Here is an 18,009-nt window from a genome sequence, read left to right on the forward strand (position 1 = left end):
AAAACCCGCGCCCGACACGAACACGGTTTTACGCGTCGACCGCCAACCGGCGTCTATGACCGACCCCGCCGACCTCACCGTCACCATCGTCGACGGCTACGTCGACGAACCCGCACACTTCGGGGTCCCGCCGTACGTCTCGACGTATCCCCGCTTCACCGCGGGCGCGCTGGTCGACGCCGGCGTGTCCGCCGACGCGATAACGTATCACACTATCGACGAACTCCGCGAGGACCGCATGAAGTGGGGGGACGTCGCCGACGCCGACCTCATGATCTATCTGGGTGGCATGACCGTCCCCGGGAAGTACGTCGGCGGCACACCGGCCGAACCCGACGAAGTGCGCGAACTCGCCTGGACCGCCGACGGGACGACGCTGATGGGCGGTCCCGTCCGCTTCGGCGTCGGCGAGGAGAACGCCGGCGGGCAGGAGATGGAGCGCAAGGACCTGGACTACGACTTCGTCGCCAAAGGCGACGTGGAGGCCGCGGCCCACGACCTGGTGGCCAGTGGATTGGAGGGCTTTGGCGACCGCATGCGCGACAACGCCGACTTGGACCGCTGGGCCGCGAAGGGTGCGTTCGTCGTCGAGGACCACCCCAACCACCCCGACTACCTGATCGCCGAACTCGAAACCTCGCGTGGCTGTGCGTACCGGTGCTCGTTCTGTACCGAACCGCTGTACGGCGACCCGGGGTTCCGGAGCGCCGAGTCGGTCGTCCGGGAGGTCGAATCACTGTACGAACGCGGCGTCCGCCACTTCCGGCTGGGTCGACAGGCCGACATCCTCGCGTTCGGCGGCGACGGCGAGGCACCGAACCCGGACGCGCTCCGGCGGCTCTACGCGGGCATTCGCGAGGTGGCGCCGGACCTCGAGACGCTCCACCTCGACAACATGAACCCGGTCACCATCGTCGACTATCCGGAGCGGTCGCGGGAGGCCATCCGGATCATCGCCGAACACAACACTGCCGGCGACACCGCCGCGTTCGGTCTGGAGTCCGCCGATCCCGTCGTCCGCGAGGAGAACAACCTGCTCGTCTCGGCCGACGAGTGTCTGGAGGCGGTCCGCGTCGTCAACGAGGAGGCGGGGTGGCGGCCGGGCGACGACCCCGGAGCGGCGCCCACGGTCGGCGAGTCGGCGGCCGACCGCCTGCCGAAACTCCTCCCCGGGATCAACCTCGTCCACGGCCTCCAAGGCGAGCGCCGGGAGACCTTCGAGCACAACAAGCGGTTCCTCCAGCGGGTGTACGACGAGGGACTGATGCTCCGCCGGATCAACATCCGCCAGGTGATGGCCTTCGCGGGGACGGAGATGAGCGACACCGGCGCCGACATCGCCCGTGACCACAAGCAACTGTTCACGGAGTACAAACGTGAGGTGCGCGAGGAAATCGATCGTCCCATGCTCCGCCGGGTCGTCCCGCCGGGGACCGTGCTTCCCGACGTCCACCTGGAGTACCACCAGGACGGCAAGACCTTCGGCCGACAGCTCGGTACCTACCCCCTGCTCGTGGCCGTCCCCGGGGAGCGCGACCTGGGGACGATCCTAGACGTGGCGGTGGTCGATCACGGCTACCGGTCGGTGACGGGCGTTCCCCACCCGCTGGATATGAACGCGGCGTCGATGGCCGAACTGACTGCCCTCCCCGGCGTCGGTCAGTCGACGGCGGGCAACATCGTCGTGGACAGACCCTACGCCTCGCTCAGTGAGGTTGACCTCGACGTCGATCTCTCCCGGTTCGCGGCGGTCGGCCCGACGGAAGCCGCGGACTAGGCGGCGGCCGCGTGGAGGTCGACGGCGTACCACTCGTTCTCGTAGTTGGCGTAGTCGACCCGTTCGGGCGCGTCGGCGGCTGGGATGGTCGCCACACCGCTGCCGTCGTCGGTCTCTCTCGTCATCCGCTGGCCGAGCGTCCGCTGTAGAGCCGCGAAGGCGTCGGAGTAGGGGGCACACTCGTCGTACCCCTCGTCGATGGCCGTCTCGACGATGTCCCGTTGCTCGGCCGAGAGGTCGCGGTCGGCGGGGTCGACCCCGTGGCGCTCGTAGACGAGGGGTGCGAACTCGCGGGGCGTCGACGCGACGGCTCGGCCGCCGACCCGGAGCGTGTCGTGCGACGGCTCCGGGACGAGCACCGACCGAGACTCGGCGCCGTCGGCGACGTCGGCGTCGCTCACCGCTGACAGTTCGAGAGTGGCACTCCGGGAACACCCACGTCCGAAGTCGAAACAGCCGGCGGTGGCGACAGCCATTCCCGCCGAGAGGAGGGCACGGCGGTGCATGGTAGTCAGTCGCACATCCGCCGAGAGAGGTCTTGGGTGACCGTCGCGAGGATTGCCGTCAGAAGTCCTCGTCGATGATCTCGCCGACCGCGAAGTTGGATTTGACCTCGGTGATCTCGATTTTGACGCGCTCACCGATCTCCGCGCCCGGCACGATGATGACGTATCCCCGTTCGACGCGCGCGATGCCGTCGCCCTGTTTGCCGATATCCTCGATTTCGACGTACCGAATCTCACCGGCCTCGACGGGTGGTTGGGGTTCCGAGGACGGGGTTTCGGTCTCCGTCTCGTCCGAGTCGGTCGACGCCGACCGCTCCCGAGAGATGAGCGCAACCCGATAGGTTTCGTCGGGATCGATGGATCCCGTTTCGATTTCGCGTTGCGGTACTTCGATCACGTACGTTCCATCCTCCGACCGAATACGCTCACTGAACAGACACAGCAGTTTATCTGAGATCTCCACAATCTAAACCTCCATGCCAACCTGTGGCGGGATCGTTAAAGGTGTATCGCCGTCAGCGGGATCGCCCATCCGGCGTTTTCGGGCCTTCGGAGTCGTGGACGACAACCTCCCCCGGCCCGAGTTCGACGGGCGTGTACGCGTCGCGGACGTCGAGAGCCTCCTCAAGTTCCCGGATCGCACGCTCCTTGAGCGCCGCGGCCAGGTCCGTCGCTGCCTCGCGGGAGATGTCGCGACCCAGTCCCTCGCACTCGTGGGCGCGGACCACCCCCGCCTCGTCGACGGCTTCGCCCATCGGCTGACTCGTCCCGCCGAGGGCGACGCTGAACGGGTAGGTCGCACAGATCAGCGGCCGGTCGTCGTGGACGGTACACCACCCCTCGCCGTCGGATTCCTCGTAGAACGTGCAGTCGCCGCAGGTGTCGGTCTGGAGCGCCCACTCGAACGTCTCACCCTCCGGACCGTCGGGACCCTCGGAGAGTCCGTAGGGCATCGGCCGCGCCACGTCCCGCCAGTCGTAGTCGGTCGCCGCCTGCAGGTCCCGCACCTCGTCGGGGAACACCGTCGCGGTGTGTGGGTCCCCGTCACCGACGGCTGCGCCGTCGTTCCGAGGGCCGTCCGAGCCCTCGTTCGCTTTACAGCACGCCCCACAACGCGTACACTCGAAGCCGATGGACTCGATGGCGTCGGCGAGGTCGCTCACGTCGAGTGCCCGCGCCCGGTCGAGTTCGGTTTCGAGCGAGTCCATACTCCCGCTGGGAGGTCGAGGGGAAAAACGTCGTCGGCTACGCCGGCCCGACCCGGCCGGACTCCGGATCGAACCGGACGCGTTCCTCGACGGCGAGTTTGTCGAGATGGGCACGGACCGTCGCCGCCGCCAGGTCACGGAGGGCACCGAGTTCGCGGTCGTAGGCGGCGTCGACGACGGCGTCGACCGAGTCCGCCCCGTTGTGGACCGCCCGTTCGACCAGTCGCTCGCGGTCCAGTCGGTGGAAGTAGAGGTAGTCGAGGACCGCTCGCGGGTCGTCGATCACCGGTCCGTGCCCCGGAAACAGGCGGGATGGGTCGCGGGCGATGAGGCGCCGGAGGGCGACGAGGTACGCCCGCACGTCGCCCTCGGGCGCGGCGACGGCGACGCTCCCGGCGGCGACGGCGAGATCCCCGGAGACGATTCCGCCGTCGCACTCGAAGGCGACGTGGTCCGGCGCGTGGCCGGGCGTGTCGAGAACCGTCAGATCGCCCACGCGGTCCCCCTCGGCGAACGTGCGGTCGGGGGCGAGCCCGGTCGCCGCCTCGAAGCGGTCCTCGCGGCCGCGGCGCGCCCACACGGTCGCGCCCGTCTCGGCGGCGTAGCCCGCGACGGCGCCGACGTGGTCGGCGTGGGCGTGCGTGATCACGACGTGGCCGACGTCCCGGTCGGCGACGGCGGCGTCGAGACCGTCGGTGTGTTCGGCGGGGTCGACGAGGACTGCCGGATCGCCGACGAGGTAGGCGTTCGTGTGGTCGCCGGCTGTCGTCTCGGTCGGCACCGAGACGCGCGTGACCGTCACTTCTCGATAATGCTCTCTTCGACCGCCTCGCCGAAGTGGCGGGCCACGTCCTCGTAGTAGACGAGCATCTCGTCGCCGGCCTCGATGTCGGTCACGGCCGTGCGGCCGTCGGGGGTGTGGACTTTGATCGTCTCGGCGTTCTGGAGGAGCGTCTCGATGCGGTCGACGCCGTCCTCGGTCTGGACTTCGGCCTGTACGCGGAACATCGGCCGTTTCTCGATTTTGACGCGCCCGACGACCGCCTCGCGCGTGTCGCCGTCCGTATCGACCACCTGCACCTCGTCGCCGCTGGTCAGTTCGGCGAGATACTGCGTGCCGCCGCCGGGGGAGCGGACGTAGGCGTGAACGGCGCCCGCGTTCACCCGGAAGGGCCGGGAGGCGACGTAGGGCGACTCGGCCGTCTCGGCGTGGACGAAAAAGAGCCCGCGGGACATCGACCCGACGAGCATCCCCTCGTCGTGGTTCATGAGCGACCCCGTATCGACACAGACCCGGTCGGCCATGCCGGTTCGCTCTATCTTCGTCACCTCGGCGTACTGCAGGTCGAGGTGCTCGCGTTCCGCGGCGTCGCGGGCCTCGCAGGTCGAGCGGATCTCGTCGGGGTCGCCCGAATCCAGCAGGACGGCGTCGGCGCCGAGTTCGAGCGTCTCGAAGGCCGTCCGTGCCTCGTCGGCGGTCGTGACGCCGGCGATCAGATCCGTCTCGTCGCCGATGCGGGCGATGAGGTTCTCCAGAGGGATGATCGTCCAGTCCTCGCCGACGACGATCGTGTACTCGGCGTCCTTCGCGGCCGCCTCCGCGAAGGCCTCGTACTCCTCGCTGAGGATGCGGACGTAGGCGCCCTGTGCCCGGTCGTCGTCGCGGCGGAGCGTCGAGAGGTCGGCCGACCCGGAGAAGTCGGGCGGGAGGTCGACCGTGCCGTCGCCCTCACCGTTCTTGCCGACGACGTAGGCGTCGGCGACGGCGCCCTCGCTCTCGGCGTCCTCGACCAGGTCGGCGTCCGAGCGGAAGGCAGCCACCTTCACGTCACCGAGTTCCCGAACCTGTGCCACGTCCGTCTCGTCGACCAGCACCCAGTCGACGCCGGCTTCGAGGCCGGCGGTGATGCGTTCCGTTCGCGACTCCCAGTCGCCGACGTCGCCGTCGGCTTTCAGCCACACGCTCCGTGTCATTACGTCCACCTCAACGGGGCCGGGCTTCAACGTGGCGGATGCTTAAGCTTCGAGCAGACCGCCACGCCGGAGCGCCTCGTCGACGCCCGCGTCGTCGTGAATGACCGCCGAGATGGCTCGCGTGATGGCGCCGGGGTCGTCGTGTTGGAAGATGGAGCGACCCATGGAGACGCCGGCGGCCCCGCCGTCCATCGCCCCACGGACCATCTCGACGGTCTGGCGGTCGGTGCCGCGGCTCCCGCCCGCGATGACGACGGGCAGGCGTGTGCCGTCACAGACCGGCCCGAAGCTGTCGCCGTCGCCGCTGTAGCCGGTCTTGACCACGTCGGCGCCGAGTTCCTCGGCGAGGCGGACGGCGTGTCCCAGCGCCTCGGGGTCGTCCTCCGCGATGCCCGGGCCGCGGGCGTAGGCCATGGCGAGCGTCGGGACGCCCAGTTCCTCGGCGCGTTCGGTCACGCGTGCGAGGTCGGTCATCTGCTCGGGTTCGTACTGGGAGCCGACGTTGATGTGGAAGGAGACGGCGTCGGCCCCGGCTCGGAGCGCCGCCTCGACCGTGCCGGTCCGACGTTTGTCGTCCTCGTCGGGACCGATATTCGTCGAGCCGTTGAGGTGGACGATGTAGCCGGCGCCGTTCTTGTGGTCGTGGACGCGGGACGCGATGCCCTTCTGCGTGAGGACGGCGTCGGCCCCGCCGTCGGTGATGGCGTCGATGGTCGACTCGATGTCGACCAGACCCTTGACCGGTCCCATCGTGACTCCGTGATCCATCGGGACGATCAGGTAGCGGTCGTCCGTCGAGATGCGTCGGAGGCGCGCGCGTGTTCCCGTGTTCATCAGTATGTTACCCTGTACCAGTGGCGCTTATGTACGTTCCGGATGCGGACGTTCGTTCCCCGACGCCCCGCGGAGTGCCCCCTCTTTGAGTTCGCGGGCCTTGCCCTCCAGTCGACTCGCCACCGTCACCGCCGGGTCGCCGCGTTCGACGCCCGTGGCGACGATGTCGACGAGGGCGGAGCCGACGATGACGCCGTCGGCACCCGCCTCGATCACCCGCTGGGCGTGCTCGCCCGACGAGATGCCGAAGCCGACTGCCTTGGGTACGTCCCACTCGGCGATCCGTTCGAGGCTCTCGGCGGTGTGATCCGAGAGGTCCGTCCGCGCGCCGGTCGTCCCGAGGCGCGCCTGTACGTAGACGTAGCCCGACACCTGCGACATGATGCGCTCCAGACGCTCGCCCTTCGTCGTCGGCGCGACGATGAAGATGAGTTCGCAGTCGTGTTCGTCACACGCCTCGCGGAGCGGGGCGGCCTCCTCGGCGGGCAGGTCTGGGACGACGAACCCGTCGATACCCGCCGCGGCGGCCCGCCGGACGAAGTCCTCCGGCCCGCCGCCCTCGCCGAACTGGTAGATCAGGTTGTAGTAGGTCATACAGACCAGCGGGACGTCCACGTCGAGGTCCTCGACGAACTCGAAGTACCGCCGGGGCGTCATGCCCGCCTCCAGGGCGCGGACGATGGCGCTCTGGATGGTCGGTCCCTCGGCGATCGGTTCGGAGAAGGGCAGTCCGAGTTCGATGACGTCCGCCCCGCCCCGCTCCAGTGCCTCGACGTAGGCGAGCGAGGACTCGTAGTCGGGGTCCCCGGCCGCCAGATAGGGGACGAACGCGGGGCCGTCCGCGAACGCGTCGGCGATGTCGCTCACTGGAATCCCCCCGTCGTCTCGAACGTGTCGATGTCGGGAGCACCCTCGATGTCGCGGCCGTGGGTCTCCTCCAAGACGGTTTCGAGGTCCTTGTCGCCGCGGCCGGAGATGTTGAGGAGGATCACGTCGCCCAACTCGTCGTGGTGGTTCTCGACGTAGCCGAGGGCGTGAGCCGATTCGAGGGCGGGGATGATCCCCTCCAGTTGCGAGAGGCGGTGGAACCCCTCCAGCGCGCTGTCGTCGTCGACGTTGACGGCGGTCACTCGGTCCCGCTCGACCAGATCGGCGAGTTCTGGACCGACGCCAGCGTAGTCGAGGCCGGCCGAAACGCTGTGTGACTCCATGATCTGCCCGTCGCGGTCCTGGAGGATGCGGGTACGCGACCCGTGGAGGACGCCTTCGGTTCCCGTCGACAGCGTCGCCGAGTTGGGGGCGACGCCCGCCTCCTCGTCGACCTCCAGACTGCTGCCGCCGGCTTCGACGGCGTAGAGGCCGACGTCCGCGTCGTCGACGAACTCCGTGAACAGGCCCATCGTGTTCGAGCCACCGCCCGCGCAGGTGAGCACCGAGTCGGGGAGCCGACCGGCCTTCTCCCGAATCTGCCGACGGGCCTCCTCGGAGATGACCCGCTGGAAGTCACGGACCATCGCCGGGAACGGGTGCGGGCCGACGACCGACCCGATGACGTAGTGGGTGTCCTCGACGTTGGTTGCCCAGTCCCGCATCGTCTCGCTGATCGCCTCTTTCAGCGTGCCGCGACCGACGGTCACCGGGGTGACCTCCGCACCGTTGAGGCGCATCCGGAAGACGTTGGGTCGCTGGCGATTGATGTCGCGCCGTCCCATGTACACCTCGCAGGGCATCCCGAGGTGGGCACACGCCATCGCCGTGGCGGTGCCGTGCTGACCGGCACCCGTCTCCGCGATGATCCGCTCTTTGCCCATGTACTTCGCCAACAGAACCTGCCCGAGCGCGTTGTTGAGTTTGTGCGCGCCGCCGTGGAGCAGGTCCTCGCGCTTGAGGTAGACGTCCGCGTCGTAGCGTGCCGAGAGCCGCTCCGCACGCTGGAGGGGCGTCGGTCGCCCGCCGAAGTCCGCCAGTCGTGCCCGGAAATCGTCCATGAAGCCGTCCTCGTTGTCGAGGACGTACCGCTCGTATGCGTCTTCCAGTTCCTCGATAGCGGGCATCAACGCCTCGGGAACGTACTGTCCACCGTACTCGCCGAACTTGCCTGTGTGGGAACTCATGCTGTAGTAAATCGCCGCACGTTCGCTGTCACGTCGCCATCCATAATCGCGCTGCCGATCAGCAGGGCGTCGGCGCCCGCCGACCGCATCCGCCGGACGTCCGCGGCCGAGCCGACACCGCTCTCCGCGATCAGCGTCACGTCGTCGGGGACGTGAGGCGCAATCGACTCGAACGTGCCGAGATCGACCTCCAGTTTCCCCAGATCACGGTTGTTGACGCCGATCAGGTCCGCACCCGCCTCGACGGCCCGGTCGAGTTCCGCCCGCGTGTGTACTTCTACCAGCGGCTGGAAGCCCCGATCCTCGGCGGCCGAGACGAGGCCGGACAGGTCGTCCACGAACCGGGCGATCAGCAGGACCAGATCCGACTCCACGAGGTCGAGTTGGGCCTCGGTCAGGATAAAATCCTTGCGCAGCACTGGCACGTCGACGGCCGCCCGGATCCGCGCCAGCGACTCGGGCGATCCGCCGAAGTGTGCGGGTTCTGTCAACACCGACAGCGCCGCCGCCCCGCCCTCGACCATCGCCGAGGCGAGGGCGACGGGGTCGTCGTCCCGCCGCCCGTCCGTCGTCGGACTGGTCGGCTTCACCTCCGCGATCACCGGCACCCGACCGTCGGATTCGGCGGCCGCGAGGGCGTCCTCGAAGGACCGGGCGTCGACCGACACGCGCTCCTCGCCGCCCGACCGTTCCCGGGCGGCCGCCAGAATCGAGCGCACCGCAGGCGCCAGTTCTTCACCATTAGCGTCCATCATTGTACACTAACGGACTGATTTGCACATAAGCCTTGCGTCCCGTCCCCACGCGTCCCCCCCGACGACAATCCATATGAGTTCCCCCACCCTCCAGACGACCATGGAGGGACTCTACGCACGCGACGCCCCGTCGCTGGAGTGCGCGGTTCAGCTAGGTATCGCCGGGGATCGGGTCATCAGCGTCTCGTTCCCCGAGACGGCGCCGGCGGACGCCGATTCGGACCACCCGTTGCTCGACCGCGTGTTCGCCTACCTGGACGGTGCCGAGGACCACTTCGACGACGTGCCGGTAGGACTCACCGTACCGTCCGAACAGCGCGCGGTGCTGGAGGCCGCCCGCAACGTCCCCTACGGCGAGACGGTGGACGTGGCACGGCTGGCGCGGCTGACCGGCCTCGACGACGAGGACGAAGATGACCTCGACACCGTGCGCACCGCCCTCCGGGAGAATCCGGTGCCGCTATTCGTCCCCGATCACCGGGTCGCCGGTCCCGGGGCGACGCCGACTGCCGTGGCCGAACGGCTCCGCTCGATAGAGACTTAGGTCTCGTTGACCACGAACTCCAGTGCGTTCACGAGGTAGTGAGCGACCACGACGGTCGTCAGACTCCCCGTGACGACGAAGGCGGCGGCGAGGACGAATCCGAGGGCGCCGGTGACGACGACGCCCAGTCGGCCCTGGGCGCCGTGACCGAGCGCGAACGCCACGGAGGAGAGACCGGCGAGGAGCCACGGTGAGAGTCCGAATCCGGTCGCGAAGGCGCCGATCAGGACGCCCCGAAAGAGGAGTTCCTCGAACCCGGCGACGAGGGGTAAGACCACCGCGAGAAGGACGAGCCACCCCGCGGTCGATTCGGGCGTCATCGCCCGCCGAAGGGTCGACGCATCGCCGAGGCCGAAGCGGTCGCTCAGCCGGGTCCCGACCGTGTTGACGACGTGGAGACCCACGCCGAGGACGACGCCGGCGCCGAGCACCGCGGGCGCGAACGCGTCGGACGAGAGTCCGAGGGCCGCGGCCGGAACGCCGGCCAGCCACGCGCCGACCACCAGAATCGACGCGAAAAGCCCCTGCGAGACGACCACGTTCACGAGTAGGGCGGGCGTCGACGGCGTCGCGTGCCGACCGCCGGGAGGCGGCGCGGCGTCGGAGGGTGCGTCGACGACGCGGTCCGAGAGGGTGGGCGGGAAGTCGGTACTCCGGGCATCGGCGTCGAGCGCGTCGGCGGACGCGTGCGCGAGAAGTAGTAAGCCGGCGAGGACGACGCCGACGAAGCCGGCGAACGCCGCCCACTCGGCCATATCGCGTTACTGCGGGCTGGGGCTGCTCGGACCCTGACTGACGCTCTGCTTGTCGAGCGCGGAGCCAGTGATCGTCTTGAGGCGGTCGACCAGCGAATCCTTCTCGGGTTCGCCTTCGAGCGCCACGTCGAGGACCTCGCTGATGTGGCTGACGGGGATGATCTCGATCATCTCCTCGTACTCGTCCTCGATCATCACGTCCTGCAGATTGGCCTCGGGGATGATGACCCGGGTGCAGCCGGTCTTGGCTGCGGCCTCGATTTTGTGCGTGACACCGCCGACGGGGAGCACGTCGCCCCGGACCGAGAGCGATCCGGTCATCGCCAGCGACTGGTCGACGCCCACGCCTTCGAGGGCGCTGATGACCGCCGTGGCGACGGTGATGGAGGCGGAGTCGCCGTCGACGCCGCCCTCACCCGCCTGGACGAACTGGATGTGGATGTCCTTCTGGGTGATGTCCTCGTCGGAGAACTTCTTGATGATGGCCGAAACGTTGGAGACGGCCTCCTGGGCCATCTCCTTCAGTTGGCCGGTGGCGATGACTTCGCCTGGCCCCTGTGACGGCGTCACCTCGGCCATCACGGGGAGGACGATACCGGAGTCTTCGCCCATGACGGCGAGGCCGTTGACGCGACCGGTAACGAACCCGTCGCTGACCTGCAGTTCGTAGTCCTTGCGGCGCTGGATGTAGTCGTCCGCGAGCTGCTGTTCGATGCTTCGGGAGCGCCCCTTCGCCTGCAGGATGTGCTCCCGGGTCGTGTACTCCGCGTCCTCGGCGCGGGCGATGTCGCCCGCGACCCGAACGAGTCCGCCGAGGTTCCGGAGTTCGAGCGTCAGGTGTCCCTTCCGGCCGGCACGGCGGCGTGCCTCCAGGATCACTTCCCCGATGGCGTCGTCGGTGAAGTGGGGCAGACGGCCGTCCTTCTCGACCTCTTGGGCGATGAACCGGGCGTACTTCCGGCGCATCTCCGGGGTGTCCTCGATGGTGTCGTCCATGTACACCTCGTAGCCGTACCCCTTGATCCGCGAGCGGAGCGCGGGGTGCATGTTCTCCATGGCGTCGAGGTTCCCCGCGGCGATCATGACGAAGTCACAGGGGACGGGTTCGGTCTGGACCATCGCGCCCGAGGAGCGCTCGGACTGGCCCGTGATACCGAACTCGCCCTCCTGGATGGCCGTCATGAGGTGCTGTTGGGAACGCACGTCGAGCGTGTTGATCTCGTCGATGAACAGCACGCCCTTGTTGGCCTTGTGGATGGCACCGGGTTCGACCCGGTCGTGGGACGGCGTCTCCATGCCGCCGGACTGGAACGGGTCGTGGCGGACGTCGCCGAGCAGCGCACCGGCGTGGGCACCGGTTGCGTCCTCGAACGGCGCCGTCTGCTGGTCCGCGGTGTTCACGATGAGGTTCGGGATCATCGCGTCCGAGCCACGGGACCCGTAGCGGAACGCGAGGTAGATGATCCCGGCCGCGAGGATGCCGAGCAGGATGTTGCCGGCGATGATGAGCGAGTAGCCCAGCACGATGGCGATGATGATCCACATCAGGAAGGAGCGCATCTGGTTGCGCTTGCGGGCCTCCTCCTTGTGGGCCTCGACGATCTGATCGCCCTTCCCCGATGGCACCGTCCGCACCTTCGGTTCGTTGCCGTCGTCGGGGTTGTGGTAGACGAGAACGTCCTGCAGTTCCTCCTGTGGGAGGAGTTCGCTCATCGCCTTCGCGAGCATCGATTTGCCCGTCCCGGGCGAGCCGATCATCATGACGTGACGGCGCTGTTTGGCCGCCTTCATCACGACGTCGCGGGCGTGCTCCTGGCCGATGACCTGATCGACGAGCCGGTCCGGGACCTTGATCTCGGCGGTCGAGTCGATCTGCAGGCCACCGAGGAGGCCGTCCTCCGCGTCTTCGTCGATTTCGGCGTCGATCTGGACGTCGCTACCCAGGTCCTCGATAGACCCGCCGTCCGGGTCGTCGACGGTCCCCTCGTCGGGGTCGTCGCCCGGAACCCGTCCATCGGACGGGGCAGGGACGTCGTCCTCCCATTCGTTGGCTCCACCGGTGTCGTCGCGGAGCGGGTCGCCGTCGACCCGGTCCGCGCCATCGCCGGACTGTGTCCGGCTGTTCGAGGAACGTCGTTCCTCGCCGTCGGCGGGGCGCTCGTCCGTGTTCGTGTCGTCGTTCATAGAACGGTATCGTTGGTCGAACTGAAGGGTGCGCAACTGATATACTTTCTCCCCCTGAAATCAGCGACGAAGGGCATAGAACCCCCGCAGTGAGCGTTCTATCGGCGATATTCTCGCTGTACGCCGACTCGTCGATTTTATAAATGTTCGCCCGTATGTCGTCACCATGCGGGGGTTCTACATCGGCCGGTTCCAGCCGTATCACGACGGCCACCACCGGATGGTCCGGGAAATCGTCTCGGAGGTGGACGAACTCGTTTTGGGCATCGGCTCCGCCGGCCACTCCCACTCGCGACGGAATCCCTTCACGGCCGGCGAGCGTGTCATGATGGTCACGAAGTCCGTCGCCGAGTTCGACTGCACGAGCTACGTCGTCCCCATCGAGGACCTGGACCGCAACTCCGTCTGGGTGAGCCACGTCCAGAGCATGTCGCCCTCGTTCGACGTCGCGTACTCCAACAACCCGCTCGTCATCCAGCTGTTCGAGGAGGCCGGCGTCGAGGTGCGACAGTCGCCCATGTTCAATCGCGACGTTCTGGAGGGTACGGAACTCCGCGAGCGCATGATCGAGGGCGGCGACTGGCGACACCTCGTCCCCGACCCGGTGGTCGAGGTGATCCGGGAAGTCGGCGGCATCGAACGCATCCAGCGCGTGAGCGAAACCGACACCAACGGCGCATGATCACCCTCGCTTCCGACTTCGGGACGCCGTACCCGGCCGCGATGAAGGGCGTGATCCTCCGGGAGAGCGACGCCCGCCTCGTCGACGTGAGCCACGACCTGTCCCGCGGCCGGATCGGGGAGTCGGCGTTCTGGCTCCGGGAGACGCTCCCGACGTTCCCGCCGGCGACCCACCTCGCAGTGGTCGACCCCGGCGTCGGCACCGACCGGGGTGTCCTCGTCGGCCGGGCGAACGGCCACACGTTCGTCGGTCCGGACAACGGGCTTCTCGTCCCCGCCGCACGACGGATCGCCGCCGACGACGACGGCGTCGACTGGTTTCACGCCGACCCCGGAGATCCGGAATCCAGTACGTTTCACGGCCGGGACGTGTTCGCGCCCCTCGCCGCGACGGTCCACGACGCCGTCGCGGCCGTCGGTCCGGAGACCCTCGACGACCACGACCGCCTGTCGCCGGCCGATCCGATCGACCTGCGCCTCCCGGAGGCGACCATCGAGGCCGGCGACGCCTCGGGCGAAGTGCTCGCCGTCGACGACTTCGGGAACGTCGTCACCAACGTCCCCGGCGAGTTCATCGAGGATCGGGAGGCGGTGACGGTGAACGGCGACCGGGTGCCCGTCGTGTCGACGTTCGCATCCGTCGAGCCGGAAGCGCCCCTCGTCACCGTCGGCAGTCACGGCTACGTCGAGTGCGACGTGAACGGTGGCCGCGGCGCGGAGTGGTTCGGTCTCGCCGTCGGCGACGCGGTTCGGATCGACCCCACGGGGTAGGGACGTGGCGCCGACGGAGACCAACTTCGCGGAGTCGACGGCGCGGAGCGGACTGGGTCGGGCAGAGTCGGGCGAGTCGGTCGATGCTCGACTGGGCGGGACCGTCGGTCACTGCCCCCACGGCGGCGACGGGTCGTGTTCAGTCTCGCGTCGCGGTGAATCCGATATCGTTGATCCTCCGCACCAAGGCGTCGACGTCCATGTCGTCCGTTCCCTCGATTTCGACCGTCTCCTCGATGTGGTTGGCGCTCACCCGCCTGACGCCCGGTTCGTGACGGATCTCGTCTTGGATCGTGTCTTCACAGCCGTTACACATCATGTCAGCGACAGTAATCTGGTGGGTCGAAAGTGTAGACATCCTCACCGAAAGTGTCGGTCTCACTACTACATAAATGTTTTTTCGATAATAGGAGCGCGACAACCGACGCGCTCAGCGCGCCGCGATCACGTCGTCGATGCGGAGGATCATCGTCGCCGCCTCGGCGGCGGACTCGAGGGCCTCCCGCTTCACCGCGGCGGGGTCGACGATGCCGTGTTCGACGGGGTCGTCGACGGCGCCGTGTTGCCCGCCAGCGATGATGCCCACGCGCTCGCCGGCTTCGTGACGGGCGCGCAGGTCGACCAGCGCGTCGATGGGATCCATTCCCGCGTTCTCGGCGAGAGTACGCGGGAGGGCGTCCAGCGCCTCGGCGAAGGCCTCGACGGCGAGTTGCTTGCGGCCCTCGACTCCCGCAGCGGCGGCGCGCACGGCGTCCGCGAGGGCGATTTCGGTCGCCCCCGCTCCCGGAACCACGCCGCCGGATTCGACGGCGGCGACGGCGGCGTCGACGGCGTCGGTGACGGCGCGTTCGAGTTCGTCGACGACGTGGTCGGTACTGCCGCGCACGAGGAGCGTCGCGGCCGCCGCGGCCGCACCGCCCTCGACGACGACCAGGTCGTCGGTGCCGTACCGCTCGATGTCGACGGCGTCGGCGTGGCCCAGGTCGTCGGCGTCGAAATCGGTGAGGGAGCCGAGACGTCGGGCGTCGACCGCGCGAGCGATAGCCCGGGCGTCGCTTCCGTTCACGTTGGCGAACGCGAGGATCCCTTCGCGGGCGAGGTGGCTCGCGACCCGGTCGTCGATGGCCTCGGTGCAGAACACGACGTCCACGTCGGCGTCGGCGAGGGCCGTGGCGTAACCGCGGAGTTCGGTCTCCTCGGCCGCCAGGGCGGCGTCGAACTGGTCGGCATTAGTGATGCTGTACTCGGTGTCGACGGAGCCCTTGCGCACGTCGAGTTTCACGTCGACGACGGCGACGGTGGCATCCTCGACGGAGTGGGGCATGGCGTCGGCGACGGGGTCCGTGTCGACGACGACTCCCTCGACGAGGCGGGTGGCGCCGGAACTCGCGCCGGTCCGGGGCACGACGTGGATGCGCTCGCGGTCGACGTGGCCGTCGTCGTCGGTGGCGCGTCGGACGGCGGCAACGACCCGCTCCGCGAGCACGTCGGCCTCCACGTCGCCGGTGCCCTTGCCGGTCATGCTCGATTCGGCGACCCGCGCCAGCAGGTCGTCGTCGAGGCCGACGGCGTCGCCGTCGCTCCGAGGGGCCGCCGCTCCCTCGCTCTCGGCCAGCGTCAGTTCGTCGAGGGTAGCGAGGGCGATGCCGACTGCCTCGTCGTACCCCTCGACGACGACGGTGGGGTGGACGTCACCGTCGAGGAGACTTTCGGCGCGGACGAGGAGTTCACCGGCGAGGACGGCGGCGGTGGTCGTGCCGTCGCCGACCGACTCTTCCTGTGACTCGGCCACCTCGACGATCATCTTGGCGGCGGGATGTTCGATGTCCATCTCGCCGAGGATGGTCGCACCGTCGTTCGTGACGACCACGGTACCCGAGGCGTCGACGAGCATCTTGTCCATCCCACGGGGACCGAGCGTGGTCCGTACCGCGTTCGCGACGACCTTGCCCGCGCGGATGTTCGACTCCTGGGCGCTTCGGCCCTGCGTTCGCTGCGCGCCTTCGGTGAGAATGTACAGCGGCTGGTGGGTTCGAGCACTCATAGACGAAGGGAGGGAGGCTTGCAGTTCTATATATCACTTTCTATATGTGATGGAGAGAACACGAACGCGGCGTCAGCGCCAGTCGTAGCGGGCGACTGCGCGGTTCGAGCGGTCGGAGAGCCCGTGGGGGTTCCGTGCGGGTGAGCGGTCCTTGACGCGGGCGACGAATCCGTCGGCAGCCCCGCGGGCGACGCCGCCGAGGACGGCCCGGCCGGCGGCGAGCCACTCGGTCGGGGCGAGGTCACCGCGGAGCACGTCACGGCCCGCGACGAGGGCGTCGCGGCCGGCACGCCGGGTCGTACTGGCCGCCGCGGCGGGGCGGACGCCGTAATTTTTCACGAGGCGGTAGGCGAGCGCTCGGAACTCCTCGCCCCGGTCACCGGTCGCGACGCCGCCGTCGGCGGAGTACTCCTGGCGAACGCCCATGTCGGGACGCCAGGCCACCTCGTAGTCGAGGGCGGCAAGTCGGTGAGCGGCGTCGCGGTCCCCGCCGGTTTCGAGGTACTCGTCGAACCCGTCGAGTTCGTCGAGGACCGCCCGCCGGAAGGCCACGTTGCCGCCGTTGAAGTAGGTCACTTCGCGGGAGCCGATGGTTCGGTGTTCCGACTGCTCGGTGGTCATCCCTCCGCCGAGGGTCCGGTGTGTGGGACCGGTGACGACCGACGCGTCGGTCAGCCCGTCGGTCAAGCCGGCGAGCCACGAGGGCTCGACCACGAGGTCGTACCGGAGGAAGGCCACCACGTCGCCGGTGGCGACTTCCAGTCCGGCGTTGCGGGAGACGTTCTCGGTGCGGGTCGACACCTCGACCAACACGTCCACGTCGTCGCGTTCGCGAAGCATCCCGGTAGTGCCGTCCGTCGACGGCCCGTTGACCACGACCACCTCCGCGTCCGACACCTGGGCGGCGAGCACGTCGAGTCCCGCCGCGAGGTGGTCCCGGCCGTTGAGTGTCGGTATCACTACCGAGAGGTCCATATCGGATCACACCGACTCCGTCACCATAACGATTCCCACATTATACGTGCGCGTTCCAGTACGAGACGGAAGCGAGGTGGGTGCCGAGAGGCGTATCGCCGACGGCCGTGTCGACGCTCCGGAAGGCGCCGGCGAGTCGGTTGGGGATCTTTCGGTAGAACCCGTACGGAAGGACGAAGTCGTGGCTGGCGTCGGCGAGTGTCAGCCCCGCCCCGTCGATGAGGCGTTCGACCTCCTCGCGCCCGTAGAGACGCGAGCCCATCGGGAGCAGCCAGTTGTAGAGGACTCGCGTGCTGCGGTCGTTGAACGTATCGAAGAACACCTGCCCTTTCGAGACGCGGCACATCTCCGCGAGGAACTTCGCAGGCGTGTCCGCCAAGTGGAAAAACCGCATCGCGAACACGGTGTCGAAGTGGTCGTCCGGGAAGGGGAGTCGCGCCGCGTCCCCGCGGAGGAACTCGATGTGGTCGGCCACGCCGGCGGCCCGGGCCTTCTCTCGCCCCTGGGTCATCATCGCCGAGGAGATGTCCAGACCGACGATGTCCGCGCCGCGTTCGGCCAGCATGACGGTGAATCGCCCCGTCCCGCAGGCGATCTCGAGGACCTTCCGATCCTCTAGGGGGTTCAGCGCTTCGAGGACGGCCCGCTTTTCGCGGCGGTCGATCAGTCGCCCACCGCGTGAGAATCGCTTGGCGTCGTACTCCTGGGCGACTTCGTCCGTCTGATACCACTCCTCTCCTTTCACGTTCCGCGTCTCTCGGGCCGAAGATTAAAATCGTACTGGATGCCGCTTCGGGAGGATCGGGCATCCGCCCCTCGTTGTGATTAATGACATATAAGGTATCTCCGGTGTATGCACTCATATAGAGACAACCTTTACCACTACC

19 protein-coding genes are annotated in these 18,009 nt (G+C 68.3%); 4 read left to right on the forward strand and 15 right to left on the reverse strand.

The features are described 5' to 3' along the window. Positions 1 to 55 precede the first annotated feature (55 nt). Positions 56 to 1,777: a radical SAM protein gene (locus tag V8686_RS15055; RefSeq protein ID WP_379705657.1), complete on the forward strand. Its 1,722-nt coding sequence runs from the start codon at positions 56 to 58 to the stop codon at positions 1,775 to 1,777. Here V8686_RS15055 and V8686_RS15060 read toward each other — a convergent pair. From V8686_RS15060 to trpC, 9 genes are read right to left on the reverse strand one after another with little or no spacing between them, the layout of a single operon-like run. Continuing rightward, the gene (locus tag V8686_RS15060; protein WP_379705660.1) at positions 1,774 to 2,283 is read right to left on the reverse strand and encodes a hypothetical protein; all 510 of its coding nucleotides are present in this window, start codon (positions 2,281 to 2,283) and stop codon (positions 1,774 to 1,776) included. The genes V8686_RS15055 and V8686_RS15060 overlap by 4 nt on opposite strands. Positions 2,284 to 2,341: 58 nt before the next feature. Beyond that, positions 2,342 to 2,746, reverse strand: coding sequence for a TRAM domain-containing protein (locus V8686_RS15065; RefSeq protein WP_379705663.1), 405 nt, complete (start codon positions 2,744 to 2,746; stop codon positions 2,342 to 2,344). 52 nt (positions 2,747 to 2,798) lie between these two features. After that, positions 2,799 to 3,491, reverse strand: coding sequence for a YkgJ family cysteine cluster protein (locus V8686_RS15070; RefSeq protein WP_379705666.1), 693 nt, complete (start codon positions 3,489 to 3,491; stop codon positions 2,799 to 2,801). A gap of 37 nt (positions 3,492 to 3,528) precedes the next feature. Then, a complete protein-coding gene (locus V8686_RS15075) occupies positions 3,529 to 4,293 on the reverse strand; it encodes an MBL fold metallo-hydrolase (protein ID WP_379705669.1) in 765 nt (254 codons plus the stop codon). Continuing rightward, the gene (locus V8686_RS15080; RefSeq protein ID WP_379705672.1) at positions 4,290 to 5,465 is read right to left on the reverse strand and encodes a 3-dehydroquinate synthase II; all 1,176 of its coding nucleotides are present in this window, start codon (positions 5,463 to 5,465) and stop codon (positions 4,290 to 4,292) included. Before V8686_RS15080 ends, V8686_RS15075 begins: the two co-directional genes overlap by 4 nt. Before the next feature lie 42 nt (positions 5,466 to 5,507). Further along, complete coding sequence (locus V8686_RS15085) at positions 5,508 to 6,299, reverse strand: 2-amino-3,7-dideoxy-D-threo-hept-6-ulosonate synthase (RefSeq protein ID WP_379705675.1); 792 nt, start codon at positions 6,297 to 6,299, stop codon at positions 5,508 to 5,510. A 27-nt stretch (positions 6,300 to 6,326) separates the two neighbouring features. Beyond that, on the reverse strand, positions 6,327 to 7,166 hold the full coding sequence (gene trpA, locus V8686_RS15090; protein ID WP_379705678.1) for a tryptophan synthase subunit alpha: 840 nt from the start codon (positions 7,164 to 7,166) through the stop codon (positions 6,327 to 6,329). Beyond that, on the reverse strand, positions 7,163 to 8,413 hold the full coding sequence (gene trpB, locus V8686_RS15095) for a tryptophan synthase subunit beta (protein ID WP_379705680.1): 1,251 nt from the start codon (positions 8,411 to 8,413) through the stop codon (positions 7,163 to 7,165). The genes trpA and trpB overlap by 4 nt, the downstream gene beginning before the upstream one ends. Further along, a complete protein-coding gene (gene trpC / locus V8686_RS15100) occupies positions 8,410 to 9,165 on the reverse strand; it encodes an indole-3-glycerol phosphate synthase (RefSeq protein ID WP_379706637.1) in 756 nt (251 codons plus the stop codon). The genes trpB and trpC overlap by 4 nt, the downstream gene beginning before the upstream one ends. Positions 9,166 to 9,241: 76 nt before the next feature. On the opposite strand from trpC, the gene V8686_RS15105 reads away from it, so the two are divergent. Further along, positions 9,242 to 9,712, forward strand: coding sequence for an MGMT family protein (locus V8686_RS15105; protein ID WP_379705683.1), 471 nt, complete (start codon positions 9,242 to 9,244; stop codon positions 9,710 to 9,712). Here the strand turns inward: V8686_RS15105 and V8686_RS15110 are convergent. Then, positions 9,709 to 10,467, reverse strand: coding sequence for a CPBP family intramembrane glutamic endopeptidase (locus tag V8686_RS15110; RefSeq protein ID WP_379705686.1), 759 nt, complete (start codon positions 10,465 to 10,467; stop codon positions 9,709 to 9,711). The genes V8686_RS15105 and V8686_RS15110 overlap by 4 nt on opposite strands. Before the next feature lie 6 nt (positions 10,468 to 10,473). Next, complete coding sequence (gene lonB, locus V8686_RS15115; RefSeq protein ID WP_379705689.1) at positions 10,474 to 12,651, reverse strand: ATP-dependent protease LonB; 2,178 nt, start codon at positions 12,649 to 12,651, stop codon at positions 10,474 to 10,476. A gap of 166 nt (positions 12,652 to 12,817) precedes the next feature. Between lonB and V8686_RS15120 the strand changes: the two genes are divergently transcribed. Both V8686_RS15120 and V8686_RS15125 read left to right on the forward strand, forming a co-directional pair. Beyond that, entirely contained in the window at positions 12,818 to 13,333 is a 516-nt protein-coding gene (locus V8686_RS15120; protein ID WP_379705692.1) for a nicotinamide-nucleotide adenylyltransferase, read from the forward strand. Continuing rightward, positions 13,330 to 14,103 carry an SAM hydrolase/SAM-dependent halogenase family protein gene (locus tag V8686_RS15125; protein WP_379705695.1) on the forward strand — a complete coding sequence of 258 codons (774 nt, stop codon included), beginning with the start codon at positions 13,330 to 13,332 and terminating at the stop codon, positions 14,101 to 14,103. The genes V8686_RS15120 and V8686_RS15125 overlap by 4 nt, the downstream gene beginning before the upstream one ends. Before the next feature lie 139 nt (positions 14,104 to 14,242). Here the strand turns inward: V8686_RS15125 and V8686_RS15130 are convergent, their stop codons facing one another. The 4 genes from V8686_RS15130 to V8686_RS15145 all read right to left on the reverse strand — a co-directional run bounded on the left by V8686_RS15130 (position 14,243) and on the right by V8686_RS15145 (position 17,867). Further along, positions 14,243 to 14,461: a heavy-metal-associated domain-containing protein gene (locus V8686_RS15130; RefSeq protein ID WP_379705698.1), complete on the reverse strand. Its 219-nt coding sequence runs from the start codon at positions 14,459 to 14,461 to the stop codon at positions 14,243 to 14,245. 72 nt (positions 14,462 to 14,533) lie between these two features. Next, positions 14,534 to 16,147, reverse strand: a complete 1,614-nt coding sequence (gene thsA / locus V8686_RS15135; protein ID WP_379705701.1) for a thermosome subunit alpha — start codon at positions 16,145 to 16,147, stop codon at positions 14,534 to 14,536. A gap of 72 nt (positions 16,148 to 16,219) precedes the next feature. Then, complete coding sequence (locus V8686_RS15140; RefSeq protein WP_379705704.1) at positions 16,220 to 17,122, reverse strand: glycosyltransferase family 2 protein; 903 nt, start codon at positions 17,120 to 17,122, stop codon at positions 16,220 to 16,222. A 40-nt stretch (positions 17,123 to 17,162) separates the two neighbouring features. Then, positions 17,163 to 17,867: a class I SAM-dependent methyltransferase gene (locus V8686_RS15145; protein ID WP_379705707.1), complete on the reverse strand. Its 705-nt coding sequence runs from the start codon at positions 17,865 to 17,867 to the stop codon at positions 17,163 to 17,165. Positions 17,868 to 18,009: the final 142 nt, after the last annotated feature.

The sequence above is a fragment of the Haloplanus litoreus genome (assembly GCF_045690335.1).
Classification (GTDB): domain Archaea; phylum Halobacteriota; class Halobacteria; order Halobacteriales; family Haloferacaceae; genus Haloplanus; species Haloplanus litoreus.